General features: G+C 73.2%; 21 protein-coding genes, 1 tRNA gene and 1 other RNA gene. 2 read left to right on the top strand and 21 right to left on the bottom strand.

Translation table 11 applies throughout. From position 1 onward, the window contains the following. Window positions 1-148 precede the first annotated feature (148 nt). Entirely contained in the window at window positions 149-2,203 is a 2,055-nt protein-coding gene (locus WCD74_RS07680; protein ID WP_337694227.1) for an ATP-dependent DNA helicase, read from the top strand. Window position 2,204: 1 nt separating this feature from the next. On the opposite strand, the gene WCD74_RS07675 is transcribed toward WCD74_RS07680, so the two are convergent. The 20 genes from WCD74_RS07675 to WCD74_RS07580 form a co-directional block, all read right to left on the bottom strand. Next, on the bottom strand, window positions 2,205-3,041 hold the full coding sequence (locus WCD74_RS07675; RefSeq protein WP_337694226.1) for an ATP-grasp domain-containing protein: 837 nt from the start codon (window positions 3,039-3,041) through the stop codon (window positions 2,205-2,207). A 5-nt stretch (window positions 3,042-3,046) separates the two neighbouring features. Beyond that, window positions 3,047-3,817: a peptidyl-tRNA hydrolase gene (locus tag WCD74_RS07670; protein WP_337694225.1), complete on the bottom strand. Its 771-nt coding sequence runs from the start codon at window positions 3,815-3,817 to the stop codon at window positions 3,047-3,049. Then, window positions 3,804-5,039: a phosphoserine phosphatase SerB gene (serB, locus tag WCD74_RS07665; protein WP_337694224.1), complete on the bottom strand. Its 1,236-nt coding sequence runs from the start codon at window positions 5,037-5,039 to the stop codon at window positions 3,804-3,806. Before serB ends, WCD74_RS07670 begins: the two co-directional genes overlap by 14 nt. A gap of 23 nt (window positions 5,040-5,062) precedes the next feature. Further along, window positions 5,063-6,820 carry an aa3-type cytochrome oxidase subunit I gene (gene ctaD, locus WCD74_RS07660; RefSeq protein WP_337694223.1) on the bottom strand — a complete coding sequence of 586 codons (1,758 nt, stop codon included), beginning with the start codon at window positions 6,818-6,820 and terminating at the stop codon, window positions 5,063-5,065. Between the two features lie 219 nt (window positions 6,821-7,039). Further along, a tRNA-Ala gene (locus tag WCD74_RS07655) sits at window positions 7,040-7,112 on the bottom strand. A gap of 55 nt (window positions 7,113-7,167) precedes the next feature. Next, window positions 7,168-7,908, bottom strand: a complete 741-nt coding sequence (locus tag WCD74_RS07650; protein ID WP_337694222.1) for a DsbA family protein — start codon at window positions 7,906-7,908, stop codon at window positions 7,168-7,170. Window positions 7,909-7,932: 24 nt separating this feature from the next. Continuing rightward, window positions 7,933-9,492 (bottom strand): cryptochrome/photolyase family protein, encoded by a 1,560-nt coding sequence (locus tag WCD74_RS07645; protein ID WP_337694221.1) that lies wholly within the window; start codon window positions 9,490-9,492, stop codon window positions 7,933-7,935. Beyond that, the gene (locus WCD74_RS07640) at window positions 9,489-10,700 is read right to left on the bottom strand and encodes an MFS transporter (RefSeq protein ID WP_337694220.1); all 1,212 of its coding nucleotides are present in this window, start codon (window positions 10,698-10,700) and stop codon (window positions 9,489-9,491) included. Before WCD74_RS07640 ends, WCD74_RS07645 begins: the two co-directional genes overlap by 4 nt. A gap of 246 nt (window positions 10,701-10,946) precedes the next feature. After that, window positions 10,947-12,590: a protein kinase family protein gene (locus WCD74_RS07635; protein WP_337694219.1), complete on the bottom strand. Its 1,644-nt coding sequence runs from the start codon at window positions 12,588-12,590 to the stop codon at window positions 10,947-10,949. Window positions 12,591-12,806: 216 nt separating this feature from the next. Beyond that, window positions 12,807-13,183, bottom strand: a transfer-messenger RNA (tmRNA) gene (gene ssrA, locus WCD74_RS07630). Window positions 13,184-13,240: 57 nt separating this feature from the next. Beyond that, window positions 13,241-14,164, bottom strand: a complete 924-nt coding sequence (locus tag WCD74_RS07625; RefSeq protein WP_337694218.1) for an amidohydrolase family protein — start codon at window positions 14,162-14,164, stop codon at window positions 13,241-13,243. Beyond that, window positions 14,158-14,700: an SsrA-binding protein SmpB gene (gene smpB / locus WCD74_RS07620; protein WP_337694217.1), complete on the bottom strand. Its 543-nt coding sequence runs from the start codon at window positions 14,698-14,700 to the stop codon at window positions 14,158-14,160. Before smpB ends, WCD74_RS07625 begins: the two co-directional genes overlap by 7 nt. A 13-nt stretch (window positions 14,701-14,713) precedes the next feature. After that, window positions 14,714-15,619, bottom strand: coding sequence for a permease-like cell division protein FtsX (ftsX, locus tag WCD74_RS07615; RefSeq protein WP_337694216.1), 906 nt, complete (start codon window positions 15,617-15,619; stop codon window positions 14,714-14,716). After that, a complete protein-coding gene (gene ftsE / locus WCD74_RS07610) occupies window positions 15,616-16,305 on the bottom strand; it encodes a cell division ATP-binding protein FtsE (RefSeq protein ID WP_337694215.1) in 690 nt (229 codons plus the stop codon). Before ftsE ends, ftsX begins: the two co-directional genes overlap by 4 nt. Window positions 16,306-16,357: 52 nt before the next feature. After that, window positions 16,358-17,473 carry a peptide chain release factor 2 gene (prfB, locus tag WCD74_RS07605; protein ID WP_337694214.1) on the bottom strand — a complete coding sequence of 372 codons (1,116 nt, stop codon included), beginning with the start codon at window positions 17,471-17,473 and terminating at the stop codon, window positions 16,358-16,360. A 39-nt stretch (window positions 17,474-17,512) separates the two neighbouring features. Further along, a complete protein-coding gene (locus tag WCD74_RS07600; protein WP_337694213.1) occupies window positions 17,513-18,643 on the bottom strand; it encodes a DUF3500 domain-containing protein in 1,131 nt (376 codons plus the stop codon). Beyond that, a complete protein-coding gene (locus tag WCD74_RS07595) occupies window positions 18,640-18,969 on the bottom strand; it encodes a putative quinol monooxygenase (RefSeq protein WP_337694212.1) in 330 nt (109 codons plus the stop codon). Before WCD74_RS07595 ends, WCD74_RS07600 begins: the two co-directional genes overlap by 4 nt. A gap of 146 nt (window positions 18,970-19,115) precedes the next feature. Beyond that, window positions 19,116-20,213, bottom strand: a complete 1,098-nt coding sequence (locus WCD74_RS07590) for an acyl-CoA dehydrogenase family protein (RefSeq protein WP_337694211.1) — start codon at window positions 20,211-20,213, stop codon at window positions 19,116-19,118. 11 nt (window positions 20,214-20,224) lie between these two features. After that, window positions 20,225-21,397, bottom strand: coding sequence for an acyl-CoA dehydrogenase family protein (locus WCD74_RS07585; RefSeq protein ID WP_337694210.1), 1,173 nt, complete (start codon window positions 21,395-21,397; stop codon window positions 20,225-20,227). Window positions 21,398-21,452: 55 nt separating this feature from the next. Next, window positions 21,453-22,637, bottom strand: coding sequence for a glycoside hydrolase family 3 N-terminal domain-containing protein (locus tag WCD74_RS07580; RefSeq protein ID WP_337694209.1), 1,185 nt, complete (start codon window positions 22,635-22,637; stop codon window positions 21,453-21,455). A gap of 80 nt (window positions 22,638-22,717) precedes the next feature. Between WCD74_RS07580 and WCD74_RS07575 the strand changes: the two genes are divergently transcribed. Continuing rightward, window positions 22,718-23,650, top strand: coding sequence for an alpha/beta fold hydrolase (locus tag WCD74_RS07575; RefSeq protein WP_337694208.1), 933 nt, complete (start codon window positions 22,718-22,720; stop codon window positions 23,648-23,650). Window positions 23,651-23,656: 6 nt separating this feature from the next. Here the strand turns inward: WCD74_RS07575 and WCD74_RS07570 are convergent, their stop codons facing one another. Next, complete coding sequence (locus WCD74_RS07570; protein ID WP_337694207.1) at window positions 23,657-24,247, bottom strand: class I SAM-dependent methyltransferase; 591 nt, start codon at window positions 24,245-24,247, stop codon at window positions 23,657-23,659. Window positions 24,248-24,293: the final 46 nt, after the last annotated feature.

The following is a 24,293-nucleotide window of genomic DNA, read 5'->3' as shown; positions in this document are numbered from 1 at the left end:
ACTCCCGGTCCGCAGGTGTGGGTTCTCTCCTGCTGCGACTCGTCCGCCGTGCTCGCGGATCCATCGATCACCCCGATGGAGCAATCGTGGCGGTGCCGGGAACCGATCGGCCTCCTCCGTACTCTGAGCCTGCGAAGGGGGTGCACGCATGGCGCAGTTGACGGAGTCGATCACGGAGTCCGCCTCCGTCGCCGACCTCCTGGCCGCGGCGGTCGAGGCGCTCGGCGGCGCGGAGCGCGAGGGCCAGCAGCGCATGGCGGCCGCCGTCGAGCGCGCGCTGCGCACCGGGGAGCACCTCGCCGTGCAGGCCGGGACCGGCACCGGGAAGTCGCTCGCCTACCTGGTCCCGGCGATCCGCCACGCGCTCGAGGCCGACCAGGCGGTCGTCGTCTCCACCGCCACGATCGCCCTGCAGGCCCAGCTGGTCGACCGCGACCTCCCCCGCCTGACGAAGGCCCTCGAGCCGGTGCTCGGACGCAGGCCGACGTTCGCGATCCTCAAGGGCCGCGGCAACTACCTGTGCCGACACAAGATCGAGTCCGGCGCCCAGGCGGAGGACCCGGGCGACGAGCAGCTCTTCGACCCGTTCCAGGTCTCCGCCCTCGGCCGCCAGGTCACGCGACTGCACGAGTGGGCCGAGCAGACCACCACGGGCGACCGCGACGAGCTCGTCCCCGGCGTCCCCGACCGCGCCTGGCGCCAGGTCAGCGTCACCGCCCGCGAGTGCCTGGGCGCCTCGCGCTGCCCGGTGGCCGAGGACTGCTTCTCCGAGCTCGCCCGGCACAAGGCCGGCGCGGCCGACGTCGTCGTCACCAACCACGCCCTGCTCGCGATCGACGCCATCGAGGGCCGCGCCGTCCTCCCGGAGCACGACGTCGTCGTCGTCGACGAGGCCCACAACCTCGTCGATCGGGTGACCTCCGTGGCCACCGGCGAGCTGACCGGCTCCACCGCCACCGCCGCCGCCCGCCGCTGCGCCAAGCTGATCGACCAGGCCCTCGCCGACCAGCTCGTCGACGCCGGCGAGGGCCTCGACACCGTGCTGACCGACGTCCCGCTCGGCCGCTGGGAGCACCTCCCGGAACCGGTCGGCCGCATGCTGTCGGCCATCCGCAACGCGGCCTGGGCGTGCAAGCAGGCGCTGGGACCGGAGCGGGAGAAGGGCGCGAAGGAGAACGACGCCGACGCCGCCAACCGCCGCTTTGCCACCGCGATGGTCGAGGAGGTCCACGACGTCGCGGGCCGGCTGCTGAGCGCCTTCGACCGCGAGGACCCCGCGACCCGCCCCGACGTCGTCTGGTGCTCCGAGCGCGAGCTCGGCTCGACCACGGTGCGCGCGCTGCACGTCGCGCCGCTGTCGGTCGCGGGCCTGCTCGCCCACCGGCTCTTCGGGCAGTCCACGGTCGTTCTCACCAGCGCCACCCTCGTGCTCGGCGGTTCCTTCGACGCCCTCGCCCGCCAGTGGGGCCTGCCTGTGGAGCAGAAGAGCGAGCTTCCCGACGACGGGTCCGGCCACGGCAACGACCCCGCCACCAAGCTCGTGTGGCACGGGCTGGATGTCGGCTCGCCCTTCGCCCACGCGAAGGCCGGCATCCTCTACGTCGCCCGCCACCTCCCGCCGCCCGGCCGCGACGGGCTCTCCGGCGCGATGCTCGACGAGATCGACGGCCTCGTTCGGGCCGCCGGCGGACGCGCGCTCGGGCTGTTCTCCTCCATGCGCGCGGCCAAGCAGGCCACCGAGGACCTCCGCGGCCGCTGGGACGGCACCGTGCTCTGCCAGGGCGAGGACTCCACGAACACGCTCGTGCAGAAGTTCGCCGCCGACACCGGCAGCGTGCTCTTCGGCACGATCTCGCTGTGGCAGGGCGTCGACGTCCCCGGCGAGTCGCTGCAGCTCGTGATGATCGACCGCATCCCGTTCCCGCGGCCCGACGACCCGCTGGTCGCCGCCCGCCAGCGCGCCGTCGACGCCCGCGGCGGCAACGGCTTCCTCACCGTCTCCGCCACCCACGCCGCGCTCCTGCTCGCCCAGGGCGCCGGACGCCTCCTGCGCGGGACGGGTGACCGCGGCGTCGTCGCGATCCTGGACTCCCGCGTGGCGACGAAGCAGTACGGCGGCTTCCTGCGCGGGTCCCTCCCCCCGTTCTGGACGACGCAGGACCCCGCCGTCGTCCGGGGCGCCCTGGAGCGCCTCCGCGGCTGAGTCAGCGGGCGGCGAGCAGCGCGTCCGCCAGCAGGCCCGCCGCGTCCGGCGACCGCCGCAGGAACAGCTCCGGCTCGATGAGCTCGAGTTCCATCACCACCGGCTCGCCGTCGAGGCGCACCAGGTCCACCCGCGCGGCGTGCACCGGCGCCGGAGCGTGCGCGAGCGCCGCGTCGGCGACGGCGAGCTCCCGCGGCGTCGGCTCGTGGTCCTCCAGCCGCCCGCCGTGTCGTTCGTGCACCAGGAACCCGTCCTCGGCCGGGAACTTCCGCACCGCGTGCGACCACCGGTCGCCGAGCCGGATCAACGACACCTCGCCCTCGACGCCGATCGACTCGACCGCGGGCTGCACCAGCGCGTCCCCGACCACGACGAGGCCCGCGAGCGTCTCGTCCAGCTCCGGCCCGGTCCCGGCGAAGGTGTCCCGGCCCCCGGCCGACACCGCCGGCTTGACCACCACCCGCGACGGCCCCAACGGGTCCGGCGACGACCCGGCCGGCACCAGTCGCGTCGGCACCACCGGCACCCCGGCGTCCGCCAGCTCCACCAGGTAGCGCTTGTGCGAGTTCCACTCCAGCACCGCGAGCGGGTTCTGCAGCGCGGTCGCCGCCGCCACGTCGCGCGCCCAGGCCAGGAAGTCGTCGCGGCGGGCGGTGTAGTCCCACGTGGTGCGCACGGCCACCAGGTCCGCGGAGCTCCACCCGGCGACGTCGTCCGGGGCGTCCCACGGCTCGACCCGCGCCGCCGCGCCACGCGCCTCCAGGGCGTCCACCAGCGGCTGGTTCTCCGCGTCCATCCGCTCGGAGCGCACCCGGGTACTGGCGACGATCACGATCACGGAGGTCAGCCTCCCGTACGCACCTGCCCGATGCAGGTCACCGTGCCCGGCGCCACCTCCGTGAAGCCCGCGTCGCGCACCGGCGCGACACCGTGGAGCGCCCACGCCTTCTCCGGATCGTCCAGCGCCGAGCACCAGAGATCCCAGTCCGACGTCGAGGCGGTCCGGACGGCGGGCGTGGTCACGTCGGCGGGGTCGCCCCCGGTCCACGCGAGGACCGTCGCCAGGATCATGCTCGCGTGCCCCACCTGCGCGGCGGCCTTGCCCGTCGACTGCTCCACGCGCGGGTTCAGCCAGATCACCGGGCGGCCCTCGTCCACAGGTCCGGGCGAGTCGTCCGGCAGGTCCGTCCCGCCGATCTGCAGGCGCCGCACCTCGTGCGGGACCTCGTCGACCGGCCCGGGCACGAGCGCCCGGACGAGCTCACCCGCCGTCACACCCGGGACGTCCTGCACCGCGCGCCAGTGGGACGTGCGTGCCCGCCGGGCCAGCTTCCGGATCCGCCCGGCCCCGCACCACGCCGCGACCGCGTCGAACCACTCCCCGCCCGGCGCCGAGCGCTCGTCCAGGCACAGCGCGAGCGCCGCGGCGGCCGCGGCCTCGAGCACGGCCGTTCGCGACGGCTGGTCCTGCCGCTCGAGGCGCAGGACCATCGGCATCGCGCGGACGGGGCCGTCGGGGTCCTCGTCCGCCTCGGGGGCCGCGAGGTCCGTCGTCCACGGGCACACCCGCGCCGCCAGCGGCGCGAGCGCCACCAGGGACTCAGAGGGGGACACGGCGCAGGAGACCCTCGGCGGCGTCGGCGACCTCGATCTCGTCGCGGGTCACCCCCAGCACGAACAGCACCGCGTCGAGGAACGGGTACGACACCGCCGTGTCCGCCGCCGCGGCGACGACGGGCTTGGCGTTGAACGCGATGCCCAGCCCTGCGGCGGCCAGCATGTCCAGGTCGTTCGCCCCGTCGCCGACCGCCACGGTCTGCTCGATCGGCACCTCGAAGCGCTCCGCGAACTCGAGCAGCGACCGCGCCTTGCCGGCCCGGTCGACGACCTCGCCCACGACCCGCCCCGTCAGGTGCCCGTCGACGATCTCGAGCTCGTTCGCGGCCGCGTGGTCCAGCCCGAGGTCGTCCACCAGGTAGTCGATGACCTGCGTGAACCCACCCGAGACCACGCCGCACCGGTACCCGAGCCGTTTCAGGGTGCGCACGGTGGTCCGTGCCCCCGGGGTCAGCTCGAGGCCCATCGCCACGTCGTGCAGGCACGACGCGGGCAGGCCGGCGAGCGTCGCGACCCGCCGGTGCAGCGACTGGGCGAAGTCGATCTCGCCGCGCATCGCCGCCTCGGTCACCTCACGCACCTCGGCCTCGCGGCCCGCGTGCGCGGCGAGCATCTCGATGACCTCGCCCTGGACCAGGGTCGAGTCCACGTCGAACACGATCAGCCGCTTGGCACGCTGCGCGATGCCCACCCGCTGCACGGCCACGTCGACCCCGGCCCGCTGCGAGGCGCCCACGAGGGCCTGCCGCAGGGCCGTGTCGGTGGGCGGCGAGATGCCGGGCACCGAGATCCGCAGCTCGAGGCCGGTCACCGGGTAGTCGGCCACCCGGCGCACCCGGTCGATGTTCACCCGCAGCGACGCGAGCGTCCGCGCCACCTCGGCGAAGTCCGCCGCGGTGATCGGCCGGCCCAGCACCGAGACCACGTGCGTGGAGTACGGGTGCACCGACGACGCGTCCCCGCCGGTCTCGACGGTGACGGAGAGCCCCAGCGCCGGGATCGCGACGTCGAGGCTGTCCGCCAGCCGGGTCGGGTTCCCCGTGACCCCGACCAGCGCCGACAGCGTCAGGTGCCCGTGGATCGTCGCCTGCTGGACGTCGAGCATCTCGGCGCCGTGCTCGGCCAGCACGGTGAACAGCGTCGCCGAGACACCCGGGAAGTCCGCCCCGGTGACCGTGACCAGGAGCGTGGTGCGCTCCTGGTCGACGGCTCCGGCCACGTGCTCGTCCCCCGACGAGCGGCTCACTTGTTCCGGGGGTCGCTGCCGGGGAGGTGCTCCTGGCCGACCTTGCCCGTCGCGGCCTCACCGATGCTCGAGTGCCCACCGCCCACGTGCGCCTCCAGCCGGATGCGCTCGGTGAGGTGCGGGTAGTGCAGCTCGAACGCCGGCCGCTCGGAACGGATCCGGGGCAGCTCGGTGAAGTTGTGCCGCGGCGGCGGGCACGAGGTGGCCCACTCCAGCGAGTTGCCGTGGCCCCACGGGTCGTCCACGTCGACCGGACGCCCGTAGCGGTAGCTCGCGAAGACGTTCCAGATGAACGGCAGCGTCGAGGCACCGAGGACGAACGCCCCGATGGTCGAGATGGTGTTCAGCGTGGTGAACCCATCCGAGGGCAGGTAGTCGGCGTAGCGCCGCGGCATGCCCTCGTTGCCCAGCCAGTGCTGCACCAGGAACGTGGTGTGGAAGCCGACGAACGTGGCCCAGAAGTGGAACTTGCCCAGGCGCTCGTTCATCATCCGGCCCGTCATCTTCGGGAACCAGAAGTAGATGCCGGCGTAGGTGGCGAACACGATCGTGCCGAACAGCACGTAGTGGAAGTGCGCCACGACGAAGTACGAGTCCGAGACGTGGAAGTCCAGCGGCGGCGCGGCCAGCAGGACGCCGGTCAGGCCACCGAACAGGAACGTCACCAGGAAGCCGACCGAGAACAGCATCGGCGTCTCGAACGTCAGCTGTCCCTTCCACATCGTGCCGATCCAGTTGAAGAACTTGATGCCGGTCGGCACGGCGATGAGGAACGTGGTGAAGGAGAAGAACGGCAGCAGCACGGCGCCCGTGGCGTACATGTGGTGCGCCCACACCGCGACCGACAGGGCCGCGATCGACAGCGTCGCGTAGATCAGCGTCTTGTAGCCGAAGATCGGCTTGCGGCTGAAGACCGGGAAGATCTCCGAGACGATGCCGAAGAAGGGCAGCGCCACGATGTAGACCTCGGGGTGCCCGAAGAACCAGAACAGGTGCTGCCACAGGATCACCCCGCCGTTGGCCGGGTCAAAGATGTGGGCCCCGAGGTGCCGGTCCGCCAGCAGGCCGAACAGGGCCGCCGTCAGGATCGGGAAGGCCAGCAGCACCAGGACGACCGTCACCAGGATGTTCCAGGTGAAGATCGGCATCCGGAACATCGTCATGCCCGGGGCGCGCATGCAGACGATCGTCGTCACGAAGTTGACGCCACCGAGGATGGTGCCCAGACCGGAGACGGCCAGGCCGACGATCCAGAGGTCGGCGCCGTAGCCCGGGGTGTAGAGCGAGTCCGACAGCGGCGAGTAGGCGAACCAGCCGAAGCTGGCGGCGCCGCCGGGGGTGAAGAACCCGGAGACGACCATCGTCCCGCCGAAGAGGAACAGCCAGTAGGAGAACGAGTTCAGCCGCGGGAACGCCACGTCGGGCGCCCCGATCTGCAGCGGCACGATGTAGTTCGCGAAGCCGAAGAGGATCGGCGTCGCGTACAGCAGCAGCATGATCGTGCCGTGCATGGTGAACAGCTGATTGTACTGCTCGACCGACAGGATCTGCAGGCCCGGCTGGGCGAGCTCGGCGCGCATGAGCAGCGCCATCAGCCCGCCGATGAGGAAGAACGCGAAAGACGTGATCATGTACAGGATCCCGATGTCCTTGGGATCCGTCGTCTTCAGCATCCGACCGATGAACGAGCCGCGCTTGTACTCCCGCGCCGGGTACGGCGTGGTCGCGATCGGCTTCGGTGCGACGGCCGTCACGGATGCCTCCTGCCCACGGGTGCCTCCTGATCGACGGCACGGGTGCGCCGTCCTGTCGTGACCCGGCGATCGTAACCGCCGTGGAGCCTCGCGGCTCACCGGGAGAGCGTATCCACGACGCCCTGTCGTACGACAGTCGGGAGGACCGTCCGGAGCCGGCCCCGGGAACGACGAAGGCCCGCCGACCGGGTGGTCGGCGGGCCTCTCGTGTCCCGTGGGTGGAGCTGAGGGGACTCGAACCCCTGACCCTCACACTGCCAGTGTGATGCGCTACCAGCTGCGCCACAGCCCCAACGCGACGGAACGTTACACGCCGGGTGAACGGCGGCCGACGGCGGGGGTGGCGCCTACCCGAGCGCCGCGCTGAGCTGCGGCGAGTTCGGCTCGGCGAGCTGACCGTTCACGACGATGGTCGGCGTCCCGAAGCCGGTGCTGCCCCCGGAGGTCTGCTGCAGCCGCGGGTCGGTGGAGGCCTGCTGGTAGTTCTGCGCGACCGCCGCGCCGTAGGTGTTCCCCCGCACACAGGCCTCGTAGCCGGGTCCGGCACCCGCGTTGCGGCCCAGGGTGACGAGGTCGTCGACGGTGTAGCCGGCCCCGCCCTCGGAGGGCTGGCGCTCGTAGAGGGTCTTGTGCAGCGTCGGGAACCCGCCGTTCGCGGCCGCGCACATCAGCGCGTTGCCGCCGGCCGTCGAGTAGCCGGGCGGCGTCGACTGCTGCTCGAGCAGGTTGACCATGTGGTAGCGGACGGTCACCCGGCCCGCGTTGAGGGCGTCGGTGAAGCGCTCGCCGTACACCGACTCGAACTGCTTGCAGGCCGGGCAGAGGGCGTCCTCGTAGACGTCGATCGTGGTCGGGCCGCTGCCCGCGGCGATCGTGCCGCCGTCGACCCGGGTCTGGTAGGTGGCGTTCACCGGCGTGATCGGCTGGTTGACCGGCAGCGCGGCGTCCCGGTTCGACTGGGCGGAGATGACCGCGACCGCGATCACCCCGACCAGCACCAGCAGGGTGACGACGGCGATGATCGTCGGGGTCCTCGACCGCCCGATCGTCGGGGCGGAACCGCGGCCCCGTGCGCGCTGCTTGGCCATGCCGACCACCGTAGCCAGCCGCGATCAGAACTCCGTACGGCCCTGCTCCTGCTCCAGGACCGCGTCGAGGTCCTTCAGCCGGTCCATCGTCGCGACGGCCCGGGCGGTGCGCTGGTTGCCCCGCAGCAGGTTCTGGTGGCGGTGCACGAACTGCCAGTACCCGGCGGTGAAGGGGCAGGCCTTCTCCCCCACCCGCACCTTGGGGTCGAAGGCGCACCGGCCGCAGTGGTCGGTCATGCGGTTGAGGTACGCCCCACCGGACGCGTACGGCTTCGTCGCGAGCCGCCCGCCGTCGGCGTGCTGGCTCATCCCCACCACGTTGGTCGGCATCACCCACGCGAACCCGTCCACGAACGACGTCGTGAACCACTCCGTGAGCTGGTCGGGCCGGTACCCGCGCTGCAGCGCGTGGTTGCCGAGGATCATCAGGCGCGGGATGTGGTGCACCCAGCCGCGGTCGCGGAGCTCGTTCATCGTGTGGCCCAGACAGGCCGCGGTGACGGCGTCCCCGTCGAGCTCGGTCCAGAAGTCCGGCAGCGGGCGCTTCGCGTCGAGCTCGTTGGAGCGGTGGTAGTCCCGGCCGAAGTGCCAGAACAGGTGCCAGATGTACTCGCGCCACCCCAGGATCTGCCGGACGAAGCCCTCCACGGAGTTCAGCCGGGCCGTCCCGTCGTGATAGGCCTCCTCGGCGGCGTGCACGGCGTCGAACGGGTGCAGGACACCGAGGTTGAGCGGCACGGACAGCAGCGAGTGCGCCATGGTCGGGTCCTTGGCCAGCACCGCGTCCTCGTACGGCCCGAAGGGGTCCAGCCGGTGGTCCACGAACCGCTTGAGGGCGCGGCGGGCCTCGTCCGGGGTCACGGCGAACCGCCGCGGGCCGTCCTGTCCGACCGTCGGGAGATCCATCGCGTCGAGGTCGCGGCGGACCTCGTCGTCGATGCCGTCCTCGGTCGGCCACCACGGGTCCTTCACGCCGAGCGTCTCGCGCTTCGGCGGCTCCTCGCGGTTGTCGTGGTCGAGGTTCCACTTCCCGCCGACCGGCGACTCGCCCTCCATAAGCACGTCGAACCGCTTCCGCTGGTTGCGGTAGAAGTTCTCCATCGTGAACGAGCGGTCCTCGCCCGCCCACGCGGCGAACTCCGTCTTGGGCCGCGCGAACGTCGTCGTGGGGAGGACCGCCGCGACGAGGCCCTCCTCGCGCAGCCCGTCCACGAAGTCCTTGGCGGCCCACGACGTCGGCTCGTGCACGACGACGGGGCGGCCCACCTTCTCCAGCGCCTCGCGGTAGCTCGTGGTGCGGTGGTAGGTGGAGCGGTCGCCGAGCTGGTCGTCCAGGTGGCGCATCCCGGAGAGCAGCAGGTGCAGCTTCTGCCGGTGGTAGCGGCGGCGGCGCAGCACCGCCGACGACTCGACGAGCACGACCTCGCGGTCGGCGTGCTGCGGGAGCTGATGGACCGCGGGCCCCAGCTGGTCGCCGAAGACCCACAGCGGGGCCTCCGGGTCGACGCCGTCCAGCTCCGCGTCGATCGCCTCGCCGTAGGTCTCCCGGACCCCGCTGGGCACGCTCTTCGGCCCGATGCTCATGCGTCGCGGGTGCCCGGCTCCTCCGCGCGTGAACCGACCGACAGCCAGACGAGCAGGGCGGCGACGGCGATCGCGCCCGACACGGCGAAGGCAGCGCCGAAGCCCAGCCCCTCCGCCAGGGCACCCGCGGCGATCGGCCCGACGATCGCGCCGACGTCCGTGGCCATCTGGAACCCCGAGAGCGCCGGGCCGCCCGAGCGGCGCGACCCCACCAGGTCCGCGACCGCCGCCCCCTGCGCCGGTTGCAGCAGGCCGGCTCCGGCACCGGCCAGCAACGACGCCACCAGCAGCACGACGAGGCTGGGGAAGAGTCCGAGGCAGGCGGTCCCGACGGCGACCGTCGCGAGGCCGGCGATCACCACCGGCCTGCGGCCGCGGCGGTCGGACAGCCCGCTGGTGGCCAGCAGCATCGCGCCGTCGCCGACCGCGAACACGGCCAGCGCGACCCCCGCCCACAGCGGTTCGCGCCCGAGCGCCACCGCGACGAACAGCGGCACGAGCGCGACCCGCACCCCCTGCACCGCCCAGCCGGTCGCGAGCCCCGAGGCCAGGGCGGCCCGGTAGACCGGGAAGCGCAGGGCCCCGGTGAGCGTCAGCGGCGCGACGTCGGGATCGTCGCGCCGGGCCCCGATCGTGCTCGACCGCGCCAGGAGGATCCCGACGACGGCGGTCGCGAGCACCAGCGCCAGCGCGTAGACCAGGAACGGCGCGCGCACGTCGACCGCGACCAGCCCGCCCCCGAAGGCCGGCCCGCAGATGCCGCCCAGCAGGAACGCCCCCGTGAACAGCCCGCTGAGCTGGCCGCGCCGGCCCTCGGGAGCGAGCCGGAAGATCAGCGAGAACGCCGAGACCGAGAACATCGTCGAGCCGATCCCGCCGAGACCACGGAACACCAGCAGCTGGACGTAGCTCGTCGCCAGCGCGCACGCACCGGTCGACGCCGCGACCACCATCAGGCCGGTCAGGTACATCGCCCGCTCGCCGACCCGGGCCACGAGCCGCCCGGACACCGGGGCGAACAGCAGGCGCAGGACCGGCAGGGCGCTGACGACGGCGGCCGCGGCCGTCACCCCGACCCCGAACGTCTGCGCGAACACTGGCAGCGCCGGCGCGACGATCCCGTAGCCCGCGGCGACCAGGAAGCTCCCGGCCAGCAGCGCCCAGACCTCCCACGGCAGGGCGGCACGGCGCTCGGCCGCGACGGACATCCACGTCCTCCTCGACGGCCCGGGGGTCCCTCTCCGGCTCCGCGGAAATCGACGCTACGCCGCGCTCACGGGGCGCCGGGATCCCCACCCGGCCGCCGAGTGCCACACCACGCAGGAATCAGCGGCGCAGGACCTGCGCCACGTCGCACTCGCGCGACGGGCGACCCGCGGCCGCGTGCCGAGCGCGACACCACGCAGGATTCGGGTGCGCGAACCTGCGCCACGTCGCACTCGGTGCGGAGCGGGCTACAGCCCCAGCGCGAACGCGAGCATCTGCCCCGCGATCGGGGTGGTCGTCGTGGTCGTCGTGACCGGCGTCGTCGTGGTCGTGGTCCCGGGCGGCGGGGTCGCAGGCGGCGTCGTGGCGGTCGGCGTCGTGGCGGGCGGGGGCGTCGACCCCGGGACCGAGGTGGTCGTCGACGGCGTCGTCGGCTCCGTGGTGGTGGTCGGCGGCGTCGTGGGCTGCGTGGGGGCCGGCGAGCTCGTCGTCGTCGGGGGCGTCCCGGTCGGTCCGGTCGGACCCGTCGGCCCGGTCGGCGGCGGGACGACCGGCGGGGTCGTGTCGCGCGACGGCGTCGTCGGCCCGCTGGTCGTCCCCTGCGGCGTCGTCGAGGTCGTGGAGGTCGTCGTCGGGGACTCCGACGACGGCGCCGACGCGGCCGCGGTCTCCCCGGAGTCGCTCCGGCCCGACGACTCCCCGTCGTCGTCGGCGAACGCCGGCACCACCGGGGCGACGGGCAGGAACGGCGGGAACCCGCGCGGCACGGACGCCGGCGAGGCGGCCACCTCGGCCTGCGGCTCCTGCCGGACCACGTGCGACTCCCCCGCCCAGATGACCAGGCCGGAGGCGAGCGCGAGCGTGGCGGTCGCGGCGGCGAGCACCCCGGCCCGGCCCGCCCGCGGACCCGGGACGACCGCGAGCGGCGTCACGCCCTGCGACCCGCGCGTGTGCACCGCCGGCCCGACGGCGACGGCGGGCGACCAGGCGGTCGGCCCGGTGTCGCCGGGCACGGACGGGCTCTCCGACCAGGACGCGACGACCGGCACCAGGCGGGCGGCCGCGGCGTCGTCCGTCGCCGGGGTGTCATCGCGGCCGAGCCGGTTGAGCCGCTCGGACAGCGCCGCCGCGGACGGCGGGAGCGGGCCGTCGGCGTCGCGCAGCAGCGCGAGCAGCGGAGCGGCCAGCGGGTCGTCGTCCGGGGCGGTGCGGGTGGTGGGGACCGTGACCGCGTCGTCCTGCTCGTCGGGCTCGGGCCGGGCGACCTCGGCGAGCGTCCGCACGAGGGCCCGGACGTCGGCGGACCGGCGGGCCGCGGCGTCGTCGGTCTCCGCGACCACCGGCAGCGGACCGGACAGCGAGGCGGTGAGGCCGACCAGCCACGCCTCGGGCCCGCCGCGGTTCACGAGGATGCTGGCGGGTCCGATCGCGCCGTGCTCCACGTGGTGGGCGTGGGCGTGCGCGAGGGCCGACGCGAGCTGGGCGCCCATGCGGGCGAGGTCCGCCGCGGGGAGCGGCCCGTCGCGCAGCACCAACGGCAGCGGCTCCCCGCTGACGCTCTCGAGCACCAGCGTGCTCTCGGTGTCCGGCGCGAGCCCGTCGACGTCGTAGACCTCGAGCAGGTGCGGGTGGTGCAGACGCGCGAGGTGGCGGACCTGCTCGATGCGGTCGGAGAGGGCGTCCCCGGAGGTCGGCGGGAGGGTGACCAGCCGGACCTCACGGCCGAGGACCTCGTCGACCCCGCGGACCGCGGCGTCGGCCGCGCCGGTGACGAGCACGTCCGTCGCCGTCTCGCCCTGGGTGTCGACGAGGACACGCTGCGTGTCGGACGCGGACCCGTCGTCACCGTCCCGGGTCGACCCGGTCGTCTCGACCGTTCCGTCGGCGGTCACGACGCTCCCCCTGCCTCACGGCGTGCAGCACTGGTGCCAACCAGATAGCTCGGCCGGGTGACCGTAGCGCCCCGACCGAGGGAAGGTCGACACCGTTCGCCGACCCGGTCACCGCGACGAGGATCTCGTGCCGGTCGCGTCACGCGCCGGCCGCGCGGGCGTCCCATCCGGATACGACAAAGGCCGGAGAGCGATCCGCTCTCCGGCCTCGTCGAGGGGTGGAGGTGCCGGGAATCGAACCCGGGTCCTCCGAACACCTGTCAGGACTTCTCCGTGCGCAGTCTGCGTCGTCTCTACTCGGGTCCGCCGATCGTGCAGACACGCCGGCGTGACGACCCCAGTCACTGTTCGATGTCCCGCCGGGCCCCGTGACCGGGCCCGACGGTGGAGTCCCCTAGCTGATGCCGGCGACCGGGTCGGGAACGAACCCGGGCCGACAGACCTCAGTCGCTACTTAGGCAGCGAGCTGGAGGTCGCGCTGAGTACTGTTCTCGGCGCTTATTTCTTTGCGACGGGTGGTTATCGAGATCATCGTCGCCTTCCTCGGCACGCTTCTCCTGATCAACCGTCCGGAGTCGAAACCAGTCACCCCCTTCTCCCACCGATGTTCCCGGCGGGACTGCCCATCATAACGTCCACCCGCGGCGCGATCATCCGTGACCGACCAGTGCGGCCGGTGCGTCGTACAACACCGAGCGCAGGAAGGCCTCGCCGAGCCGCTCGTCGGCCGCCGCCCAGGTGCGGATCGCCTCGAGCTGGTGCCAGTAGCCGTAGGGGATGTTCGGGAAGTCGGTGCCCAGGACGACCCGGCCCTCCCCCGCGAGGTCGGCCAGCCGGGCCGGCCAGTCCGCGGGCAGCGGGGCGAACGCCTCGGTGAACGGCGTGCCGACCATCGTCGTGTCCAGCCGCACCGCCGGGTGCCGCGCCACGAGGGCCAGGGCCGCGTCGTAGTCGGGGAGCCCGGCGTGGGCCAGGACCAGCGGCAGGCGCGGGTGCCGGTCCATCACCTCGCCGATGATGTCGATGCCGGTGTGCCGACCCGGGATCGGGCCGTCGCCGCAGTGCGCGATCACCGGCACCCCGGCCTCGGCGAGCAGGCCCCACGCCGGGTCGAGCAGCGGGTCGCGCGGGTCGTAGCCGCCGACCTGCACGTGCGCCTTGACCAGTCGCGCGCCGCGATCGACCGCGTCGGCGAGGTAGGTCGTCACCGACTCCTCCGGGAACAGGGTCGCCGTCGGCACCGCCTCCCCGACCTCGGCCGCCCAGTCCAGCGCCCACCCGGTCAGCCACGCCGCCATGTCGGGCTTGTGCGGGTAGACCAGCGGCGCGAAGGCCTCGACCCCGAACGACCGCAGGGTGGCGAGCCGCTCGGGCTCCGGCGCGCGGTAGTGGATCGGCCAGTCGTAGCCGTAGTGCGTGACCGCGTCGTCGAAGTAGGCCCAGACCTTCTGCAGCATCCGGTCGGGCAGGAAGTGCACGTGCACGTCGACCAGCCCCGACCGGCCGTCGGGACCGAGCCCGAGGGACCGGACCCAGGGCTCGACGTCCTCGTCGGACGTCAGCCGCTCTACCACCCCTTGATCCGGCGCCCGACGATGCGCTCGGCCTCCCGCTTCGCGTCGCGCTCGGCCATGGCCTGCCGCTTGTCGTGCGCCGCCTTGCCCTTCACCAGGGCCAGCTCGATCTTGCACAGGCCGCCGGAGAAGTACACCGAGAGCGGGACGAGCGTCATGCCGCCCTCGCGGGTCTTGCCGATGAGCCGCTCGATCTCCCCGCGGTGCAGCAGCAGCTTGCGGTGCCGGCGCGGCTCGTGGTTGGTCCAGGACCCGAAGTCGTACTCCTGGATGTGCAGGCCGCGCAGCCAGACCTCGCCGTCGGTGACGGTGGCGAACGCGTCGGCGAGCGAGACCCGCCCGGCCCGCAGGCTCTTCACCTCGGTGCCCTGCAGGGCGATCCCGGCCTCGTAGACGTCGAGGACCTGGTAGTCGTACTTCGCCTTACGGTTGGTGGCGACGATCTTGCGTCGCTCCTCGGGCCGGTTGGACGACGCCTTCTTCGACGCCTTCTCCTTCGAGCGGCCCGAGTCCGTGGGGACGGCCGTCTTGGCCACGAGGTCCTCCTCCTCAGTTGCGCACGTACAGCCGCAGGGTGACATACCCGGTGGCCGTCGCGATCGCAGCGCCGATCACGAGCAACAAGGGTGCAACGAACAACAGGACGTCGCTCATCCCGACGGCGGGGATCGCGTTGGAGATCAGGCGCCCGGACAGCAGCCGGTCGATGAAGAACAGCTTCCCGAGCACCAGGCCCACCGTCGCGAGGACGGCCCCGACCACGCCGGTGATCACCGCCTCGATGAGGAACGGCACCTGGGTGTACCAGCGGGTGGCGCCGACCAGCCGCATGATGCCCACCTCGGTCCGTCGCGTGAACGCCGAGACCTGGATGGTGTTCGAGATCAGCAGCAGGGCCGCCAGCGCCTGCACCGAGGCGAGCCCGAAGGCGGCGTTGCGCACGCTGCCGAGGAAGGTGAAGAGGTCCTCGACGAGGCGGCGCTGGTCGACCACGTTCCGGACGCCGGGTCGGGTCGAGTAGCCCGCGACCAGCGCGTCGCCGCGGGTCGGGTCCTCCAGCGTGACCCGCAGCGTCGCGGGCAGCGACTGCGGGCGGACGAGCTGCAGGATCGACTGGCCGGCGTAGATCCGCAGGAAGCGCTGGTAGGCCTGCTCCCGGGACTCGTAGGTCACCCCCGCCACCAGGGGATCGCCCTGGAGCTGGCCGCGCAGCCCCGCACACACCGGGCTGGAGCAGTCCGGGTCGCCGGCGCTCGTCGGCTCGTCCAGTGCCACCTGCACCGCGAGCTGGGAGTAGTAGAGGTCCTGCGTGCGGTCGATGGTGCGCACCGCGAGGAGCCCCGCGCCGAGCATGCCGAGCGAGATCGCCGTCGTGAGCATCATCGCCACGCTCATGGTGACGTTGCGCCGCAGCCCGGCGAGGGCCTCCCGCCAGACGAAGGCCAGTCCGTTCATCGCCGGGCCCCGTAGACGCCCCGGGCGTCGTCGCGGGCCAGCCGACCGAGGTGCAGCTCCACCACCCGGCGGCGCATCGCGTCGACGATCTGGCGGTCGTGCGTCGCCATCAGCACCGTCGTGCCGGCGCGGTTGATGCGGTCGAGCAGCAGCATGATGTCGTCGCTGGTCTCGGGGTCGAGATTGCCGGTGGGCTCGTCCGCGAGCAGGACCAGCGGGCGGTTGGCCAGCGCCCGCGCGATCGCCACCCGCTGGGCCTCGCCGCCGGAGAGCTCGGCGGGCATCCGGTCGGCCTTGCCGGTCAGGTCGACCAGCTCGAGCATCTCCGGCACGACGGCCCGGATGGTGTGCTCGGACTTCCCGGTCACCTCGAGGGCGAACGCGACGTTGTCGCCCACGCTGCGGTTGGGCAGCAGCCGGAAGTCCTGGAACACGCACCCCATCCGCTGGCGCAGCCGCGGCACCTTCCGGTTCGCCAGGCGGGCGACGTTCCAGTTCGCGACGTAGACGTTTCCGCGCGTCGGCGTCTCCTCGCGGAGCAGCAGGCGCAGCAGCGTCGACTTCCCGGAGCCCGACGGGCCGATCAGGAAGACGAACTCACCCGCCTCGACGTCGACCGAGACGTCGTCGAGCGCCGGCCGCGCGGACGTCGGATAGATCTTCGAGACGTTCTCGAGCCGGAGCACGGGGCGCGATGCTACTGGGCGGCGATGATCTTCCCGGACGGGCGAACCCCGGCTACGCCGCGGCCTCGGTCTGCTTGCGCCAGCGGACGCCCGCGTCCAGGAAGTCGTCGATGAACCCGTCGAGCACCTGCGAGGTCTGCGAGGTCTCCTGGTTGGTCCGCAGGTCCTTGACCATCTGGTACGGGTGCAGCACGTACGAGCGCATCTGGTTGCCCCAGGACGAGCCGGAGTCCTTGAGCGAGTCCAGCAGCGCCCGCTCCTCGGCGCGGCGGCGCTCGAGCAGCTTGGCAGCCAGCACCGTCATCGCGGTCGCCTTGTTCTGCAGCTGCGAGCGCTCGTTCTGGCAGCTCACGACGATGCCGGTGGGCATGTGCGTCAGGCGGACCGCGGAGTCCGTGGTGTTGACGCCCTGCCCGCCGGGGCCCGACGACCGGTAGACGTCGACGCGGAGGTCCTTCTCGTCGATCTCCACGTGGTCTGTGGACTCGACGACGGGCGCGACCTCGACCCCGGCGAAGCTGGTCTGGCGCCGGCCCTGGTTGTCGAACGGCGAGATGCGGACGAGCCGGTGCGTGCCCTGCTCCACCGACAGCGTCCCGTAGGCGTAGGGCGCCGAGACCTTGAAGGTGGCGGACTTGATGCCCGCCTCCTCGGAGTAGGAGGTGTCGTAGACCTCGGTGGGGTAGCCGTGCCGCTCGGCCCAGCGCAGGTACATCCGCATGAGCATCTCGGCGAAGTCGGCGGCGTCCACCCCGCCCGCCTCCGCGCGCACCGTGACCAGCGCGTCGCGCTCGTCGTACTCGCCGTTGAGCAGGGTGCGGACCTCGAACGCGTCGATGTCGGAGTGCAGGCTGGCCCGCTCCGCGTCGGCCTCGACGGTCAGCTCCGTGGCGTCCGAGCCGGACTCCTCGTCGGCCATCTCGTAGAGCGTGGTCAGGTCGTCGAGGCGCGAGCGCAGGGACTCCGCCTTCTTGAGGTCGGCCTGCTTGTGCGTGAACTCGCTGGTCAGCTTCTGCGCGGTGTCGACGTCGTCCCAGAGGTCCGGGGCGGCGACCTGCGCCTCGAGCTCGGCGACCTGCCGCCGCAGACCGTCGAGGTCCATCGCCGCCTCCACGGAGTCGAGGCTGGCGGCGAGGTCCTTGAGTTCGGTCGCGGTCGAGTCGTCCACGACCCCAGGGTAATCCCGGGCCCCGGGACGCCCGACACCTCAGTGGTGCGCGCGCAGGTGGTCGGCCAGGACGTCGCGGCCGAACTCGTGACCGGGCACCCGCCACACCGAGTGCGCGTGGTTCACGTCGCGCTGGGTGTTGTCCCACTCCGCGAGCAGGCCCGGGCCCTCCAGCCGGTAGTAGTGCGGGTCGCCGCGCTCGGCTCCCCCGGCCCAGGCGAAGTGCACGGCGCCGAGGTCGAGACGCTCGTACTCCCGCTCGACGAGGCCCTCCGGCATGCGGTCGAGGTAGACCGCGACGACCGCACGCAGCACGTCGCGCTGCGAGCTGGACAGATCGGTGGCGGCGATCCCCTTCGGCCGCGCCGCGAACTCGGTGGCGGCACGATCGGCCTCGGTGACGCCGAGCCGGCTCTCCAGCCCGTCGTGCATCGACCACAGGCGGTCCTCGAGGGTCTGGTCGTCGAAGTGGCCGCGCCACAGGTCCGGCAGCGGGATCAGCCGGTCGCCGGGCGAGACCTCGACGCGGTTGGCGCCGATGATGTCGGCGGGCGCGGTCGGCGTCAGGATCGCGCGCTCGCGCTGGCCGGCGTCGAGCGCGTGCAGCAGGGCGCGCCCCGCGTCCTCGATGCCGCCGAGCGGGCGCAGCTCCTGCCCGCCGAGCAGCGGGGAGACCATCGGGTCGGCACCGAGGAAGCACGGCGAGCCCGCGACCGCCTCGCCGTCGACGACCAGGTGGTTCACCGACACGTGGTGGCCGCCGAAGCGCCAGCCCCAGGGCGCGTCGCCCTCCGGGTCGCCGAACACGCGCAGGTAGTACATGCCGGGGTCGCGTCCGCGGTCGCGCGCGAAGCCGGTGGCGAACCCCTCGGTGAGGTCGAGGACGTTCTCCAGGCCCATGATCGTCGACGCGGACACGTACGCCGCCTCGGAGAGCCCCGTGGCGAGCAGGCGCATCGCCGCCCGCTGCTGCTGCGGCAGCTGCTCGTGCAGCGTCAGCCCGCCGTGGTCGGTGGGCGTGTAGTACCAGCGGAGGCGTTCGGCCTCCGCGGCCTTCGAGCCGGGCCACTCCCACGAGCCCTGCGCCGCCTGCTCGTCGTCGAGGGTCTCGATCCACGACGCCGCCGCCCCGGCCATGGCCGAGGCGACGGACGAGGGGGTGGCCGTCACGCGATCCGCTTGACCCGGCTGATGACGAGGCCGTCGGCGCCCCCGACCAGCAGGTCGTCGAGCTTGCCCGCGAAGTCGACCAGGTGCGGGGCCGCGAGGTGGGCGTCGAGCTTGTCGCCGGAGGTCCAGTTCTCGTAGAAGAAGAACGTGGCCGGGTCGTCCTCGGCGACGTGCAGGTCGTAGTTGACGTTGCCGTCCTCGGCCAGCGTCGTCGGGATCAGCGCCTCGAGCCCGGCCCGCAGCTCGGCCTCCTTGCCCGGCTTCGCGGTCATGCGCGCGATCACCGTGAGCAGGCTGCGGTCGTCCTGGGTCGGCGTGCTCGCCACGGGGGTCTCCTTCGTCGGTGAGGGGTGACGGCGGTCATGCCATCACCCCTCGGCCCGACGCGCAGCCCGACCTGTCCGAAAGGTGGGCTCCGCCCTCGTGAGCACTAAGTGGGCCTATGGCCCCACTTAGTGCTCACGTGACGAAGTCACATGGTCAGGGCCGCCAGCGCCTCGCGGTGCTCGGCCGCCGACCCGAACAGCGGGGCCCGACGGCGGGCGCGCTTGTAGAAGAAGTGCGCCTCGTGCTCCCACGTGAAGCCGATGCCGCCGAAGAACTGGATCATCGCGCCGGTGGCGTCCCACGCGGCGTCGGCGGCCTTCGACCCCGCCACCGCGACCGCGATCTGCGTCCCGGGGTCGTCGCTGTCCAGCGCGTGCGCGGCGAACAGCACCGCGTGCTCGGCCATCGTCACCGCGACGTGCAGGTCGGCCAGGGCGTGCTTGAGCGCCTGGAACGACCCGACCGGGACGCCGAACTGGTTGCGGTCGCGGTCGTAGGCGACGGTGCGGTTGAGCGCCTCGCGCGCGACGCCCACCAGGTCCGCGGCGTTGAGCACCGCGCCGCGGGCCAGCAGGGCCTGCACGGCCACCGTGTCGCCCGAGGCGAGCGGCTCCGCCGGAGTGTCGGCGAACTCCACCGCGCCCACCCGAGAGGTGCCGTCGTAGGTGTGCTGGTCGCGCACCGTCAGCCCGGACGCGCCCGCCTCGACCAGGTAGAGCCCCGGCGTGCCCGAGGCGTCGGTGGCCGCGACCACGAGCAGGCCGGCGACGGCGGGGTAGTCGACCGGGGAGGCCGAGCCGCTCAACCTCCCGTCGTTGGCGTCGACGGTGATGCCGGAGCCGTCCCAGGCGCCGCCCTCACCGCGCAGCGCGACGGTGCCGACGGTCTCCCCCGCGGCGAGCGCGGGCAGCCAGCGGGACTGCTGCTCGGCCGACCCGGCGATCCGCAGCGCCTCGGCGGCGAGCACGGTCGCGAGCCACGGGCCGGGTGCGACGCCGGCGCCGAGCGCGCGGGCGACCACCTGCGCGTCGACGAGCCCGAGGCCGAGGCCGTCGTGCTCCTCGGGCACGAGGACGGCGAGCGCGCCCTGGTCCGCGAGGCCCTTCCACAGCGTCAGCGGGTGGCCGTCGCCGTCCGGGTCCTCCACGACGCCGCGCACGGCCTCGAGGTCGAAGCGGTCGGCGAGGAACTCGGTCACCGTCGAGGCGAAGGCCTGCTGCTCGTCGGTCAGTGCGAAGAACACGTCCCTCTCCTCTACCGCGGCAGGCCGAGCACGCGCTCGGCGACGATGTTGCGCTGGACCTGCGACGAGCCGCCCCAGATCGTGACCGACCGGGACCAGTGGTCCTGCGCGTGGAACGGGGACAGGTCGACGTCGGGCCGCGGCGCGGCGAGCGTCGCCTCCGGGCCGAGGACGTGCTCGAAGGCCTCCCAGAGGTCCTGGAACGCCTCGGACCACTGCAGCTTCGTCATCGACGACTCCGAGCCGAGGTCCTTGCCCTGCTCGACCTGCGTGAGGATGTGCATCGCGTGGTAGCGCAGGCACTCCAGCTCGACCAGGCACCGGGCGAGCTCCTGGCGGGCCACCGGGTCGTCCGCCCGGCCGAAGCGCTTCGCCTCGGCGACGATGTCGTCGTACTGGCGGCGGAACTCGGTGTACTGCCCGACGCCCGAGGCGCCACGCTCGAAGGAGAGCAGCAGCATCGCGGTGCGCCAGCCCTGGCCGATCTCGCCGAGGCAGTCGGTGGCCTTCACCCGCGCGTCGGTGAAGAAGACCTCGCCGAACTCGCTCGCGCCGCTCATCTGCTTGAGCGGGCGGGCCTCCACGCCGGGCTGGTCCATGTCGATCAGCAGCATCGACAGGCCCTTGTGGCGTTCCGAGCCCTGCTCGGTCCGCACGATGGTGAAGATCTTGTCGCCGTGCATCGCGTTCGTCGTCCAGATCTTCTGCCCGTTGACGACGTACTCGTCGCCGTCGAGCACGCCGCGCGTCGCCACGGCGGCGAGGTCCGATCCCGCGCCGGGCTCGGAGAAGCCCTGGCACCAGATGACCTCGTTGCGCAGCATCGGCCCGATGATCTCGGCCTTCTGCTCCTCGGTGCCGATCGCCATGATCGTCGGGGCCAGGAAGGTCAGGCCCAGCACGTTGACCGTCTGCGGCGCGTGCGCGCGCACCGTCTCCTCGTCGTAGATGGCCTTCATGCCCGGGGTGCCGCCGCGGCCGCCGTACTCGACGGGCCATTGGATGCCCGAGAAGCCCGCCGCGGTCTTGCGCGCCTCCCACTCCCGGCGCTTCTCGAAGGACTCCTCGTCGGACAACGTCGCCCAGTAGCCCGGTCGCGTCCACTCGGTGGGGATGTTCTCGGCGAGCCAGGTGCGCAGCTCCTGCCGGAACTGCTCCTCCTCCGCCGTGTAGGTCAGGTCCACGACCCCGCACTCTCGCAGGTCGGCGACGAGGACGCACTACCGGCGGGTAGGAAGATCAACAGCGGAGGATCCCCTGCTGCTCCTTCAGGGTGAGCACCCGGCGCACCGCGTCCTGCGCCCGCTGCGCGAAGGCGGGCTCGCGGGCCGCCGTCGTGATCGCATCGAGCATCGGGGCGAGGTCGCCGGGTCGGATGGTGAGGACCAGGTCGCCGCCCGCGGCGAGGAACTTCGTGGCCCGCGCACCGACCGGGGTGTCCTCCAGGGCCGCGGCGGCCCCCACGTCGTCGGTCATGATCACGCCGTCGAATCCCAGCCGCTCGCGCAGCAGGTCCTGCATCACCCGTGAGGAGAACAGTGCCTGCTCGTCCGGGTCGATCTCCGAGTACCGCGCCGACGACATCATCACCAGCGGGGCCCCGGCCTTCATCCCGGCCGCGAAGGACTGCAGCGACGGCGAGTCCGGACCGGTCACCGTGTCCTCGACACCGCCCGCGAAGTCGGTGTTCTGCCGGACCTCGCCGAGCCCGGGGAAGTGCTTCAGGGTCGGGGCGACGTCCGCGTCACGCATCCCCGCGACGAAGGCCTGCACCCCCGCCGAGGCGGTCGCCACGTCGTCGCCGTACTGGCGGTCGAACTTCCCGACGGGTGCGTTGGCCTCGCCCAGCGCCGGGTTGACGACGTCCGCGACCGGCGCGAGGTTCACCGTCACCCCGACGTCGCGCAGGGCGTCGCCCCAGCCCTTGGCCGCCGCGCGAAGGCCGTCCGCGTCCCGGCCCTGCGCCAGCGCCGAGGGCATCGTCGGGAAGCCCGGGCCCTCCAGCTCCTGCACCTGGCCGCCCTCCTGGTCGGCGGCGACCAGGAGCGGGACCTCCGCGCCGCCGGTGGCCTGCGCGCTCGTCACGACCTTCGTCACGGCATCCTTCGACGCGGACTCGCCGTCGGTCAGGATGATCCCGCCCGGCTCCCGGGCGAGCGCCGTACGCGCGGCCTGGCTGACCCCGCCGGCCGGGACCCCGACGACGACGAGCTGCGCGAAGCGCTGCGGCTCGGTCAGCCGGTCGTAGGTCCGGGTCGCGCACGAGGCCGGAGCGGCGGTCGTCGTCGGGGCGGGCGCGGCGCTGCCCGTGCCGGACGGGGGCGCGGCGGGCGCGGCGGGCGCACCCGCGGACTGCCCGCCGCAGGCGGCGAACAGGCCCAGGGCGGTGAGCAGGGCGGCGGCACCGGCGCGGGAGCGTGACATCGACGCCCAGGCTAGGGAGTCGGGGTGTCCGGATCGGGTCGGGGTGGGCGTCGACGTGCCGGATGCGACACCATCGGGCCATGAGCACCACGCGGCGGGCGATCACCCTGCACGGCCACCGCATGGCCTACCTCGAGGCCTGCCCGGAGGTGGCTCCCGGGAACCGTGAGGACCCCGAGGTGCTGGTGCTCCTCCACGGCGTCGCGGGCAGCTCGTCGACCTGGGAGCCGGTGCTCGGGCGGCTGGAGCAGGACGGCTGCCGGCACCGGGTGATCGCGCCGGACCTGCTGGGCCACGGCGAGTCCGCCGGGCCGAGCGGCGACTTCTCGATGGGCGCGTACGCGAACGGCCTGCGCGACCTGCTCGCCGCGCTGGGGCACCGTCGGGTCACGGTCGTCGGGCACTCCCTGGGCGGCGGGGTGGCGATGCAGTTCGCCTACCAGTTCCCGGAGATGTGCGCCCGGCTCGTGCTGGTCTCCTCGGGCGGGCTCGGCCGGGGCGTGAGCCCGACGCTGCGTCTGGCGTCGCTGCCCGGCGCGGGCGTCGTGCTGCCCCTGCTCGCCCGGTCCGGCCTGCTCGGCCTGGGCGTCAGCGCCCTGCGGGCCGCGGCCGCCCTGCCGCTGCCGCCCGCGGAGAAGGTGTCGCTGGTGGAGTACGCGCGCCACGCCGGCTCGCTGACCGAGCGGGCCCACGCGGACGCCTTCGTCGACACCATCCGCGGGGTCATCGGGCCGTCCGGCCAGCGCGTGTCGGGCACCGATCGGCTCTACCTCACCGAGGGGCTGCCGACCATGGTCCTCTGGGGCCGCCGCGACCCGATCATCCCGGTCGGTCACGCCTACCGGGCGGCCGCGCTCATGCCGGGGTCCCGGCTCGAGATCTTCGACTCCTCCGGCCACTTCCCGCACTGCGACGAGCCGGTGCGCTTCGTCGAGGCGCTGACCGGGTTCTGCGACGCGACCGCCCCGGGCGAGATGTCGGCCGCGGTGATCGGGGCGAAGCTGGTCGTCTGAGCCCGCTCAGCGGTTCCGGCACTGGTAGGCCAGCGCCGGCGGCACGTTGCGCCAGACGATCGGGGTGACCGAGACCTCGTCGAAGCTCTCCTGCAGCAGCTCCCGGAAGCGGCGCTGCGTGGGCAGGTTCATCACGTGCGCGTAGGCGAACGTGGTGAACACGCCGCCGGGCACGAGCACCCGGTTCACCTGGTCCATGATCGCGCGCTGGGCGTCCCGGCTGAACAGGGTCCAGGGCAGGCCGCTGACGACCGCGTCGACGTGGTCGATCCCGACGTCCGCCAGCAGCTCCTGCAGGTCCTTCGCGTCGCCGGGCAGCACCTCGAGCCACGGCAGGTTCCGCCGCAGCAGCCCGACCATGCTGCGGTCGAGCTCGACCGCGACGTGCCGCGAGCCGGGGGGCAGGCGGCGCCGCAGCGCCTGCGAGACCACGCCCGTCCCCGGCCCCAGCTCGACCACCGTCGAGGGCACGTCCGCCGGCGCCACCGAGGCCAGCAGGTCGCACAGGGCGCGTCCGCTCGGTGCGACCGCTCCGATCACTCCCGGGCTCCGGACGGCGGAGGAGACGAACGTCAGCAGGTCACGGGCAGCGGTCACCGAGGCAGCGTGTCAGGTCGGCCGCCGACCGACCACCGGAGGTGGC

This window comes from Actinomycetospora aurantiaca, from assembly GCF_037401875.1.
Classification (GTDB): domain Bacteria; phylum Actinomycetota; class Actinomycetes; order Mycobacteriales; family Pseudonocardiaceae; genus Actinomycetospora; species Actinomycetospora aurantiaca.
The sequence above is the reverse complement of the archived record's forward strand: the minus strand, read 5'-3'. Positions and strand labels throughout refer to the sequence as shown.

Coding starts and splice junctions, on each gene's coding strand:
- WCD74_RS07575 (WP_337694208.1), top strand. CDS start 22,718: ATGAGCACCACGCGGCGGGCGATCACCCTGCACGGCCACCGCATGGCC.
- WCD74_RS07650 (WP_337694222.1), bottom strand. CDS start 7,908: ATGGCCAAGCAGCGCGCACGGGGCCGCGGTTCCGCCCCGACGATCGGG.
- WCD74_RS07680 (WP_337694227.1), top strand. CDS start 149: ATGGCGCAGTTGACGGAGTCGATCACGGAGTCCGCCTCCGTCGCCGAC.
- ftsX (WP_337694216.1), bottom strand. CDS start 15,619: ATGAACGGACTGGCCTTCGTCTGGCGGGAGGCCCTCGCCGGGCTGCGG.
- WCD74_RS07645 (WP_337694221.1), bottom strand. CDS start 9,492: ATGAGCATCGGGCCGAAGAGCGTGCCCAGCGGGGTCCGGGAGACCTAC.
- WCD74_RS07580 (WP_337694209.1), bottom strand. CDS start 22,637: ATGTCACGCTCCCGCGCCGGTGCCGCCGCCCTGCTCACCGCCCTGGGC.
- WCD74_RS07640 (WP_337694220.1), bottom strand. CDS start 10,700: ATGTCCGTCGCGGCCGAGCGCCGTGCCGCCCTGCCGTGGGAGGTCTGG.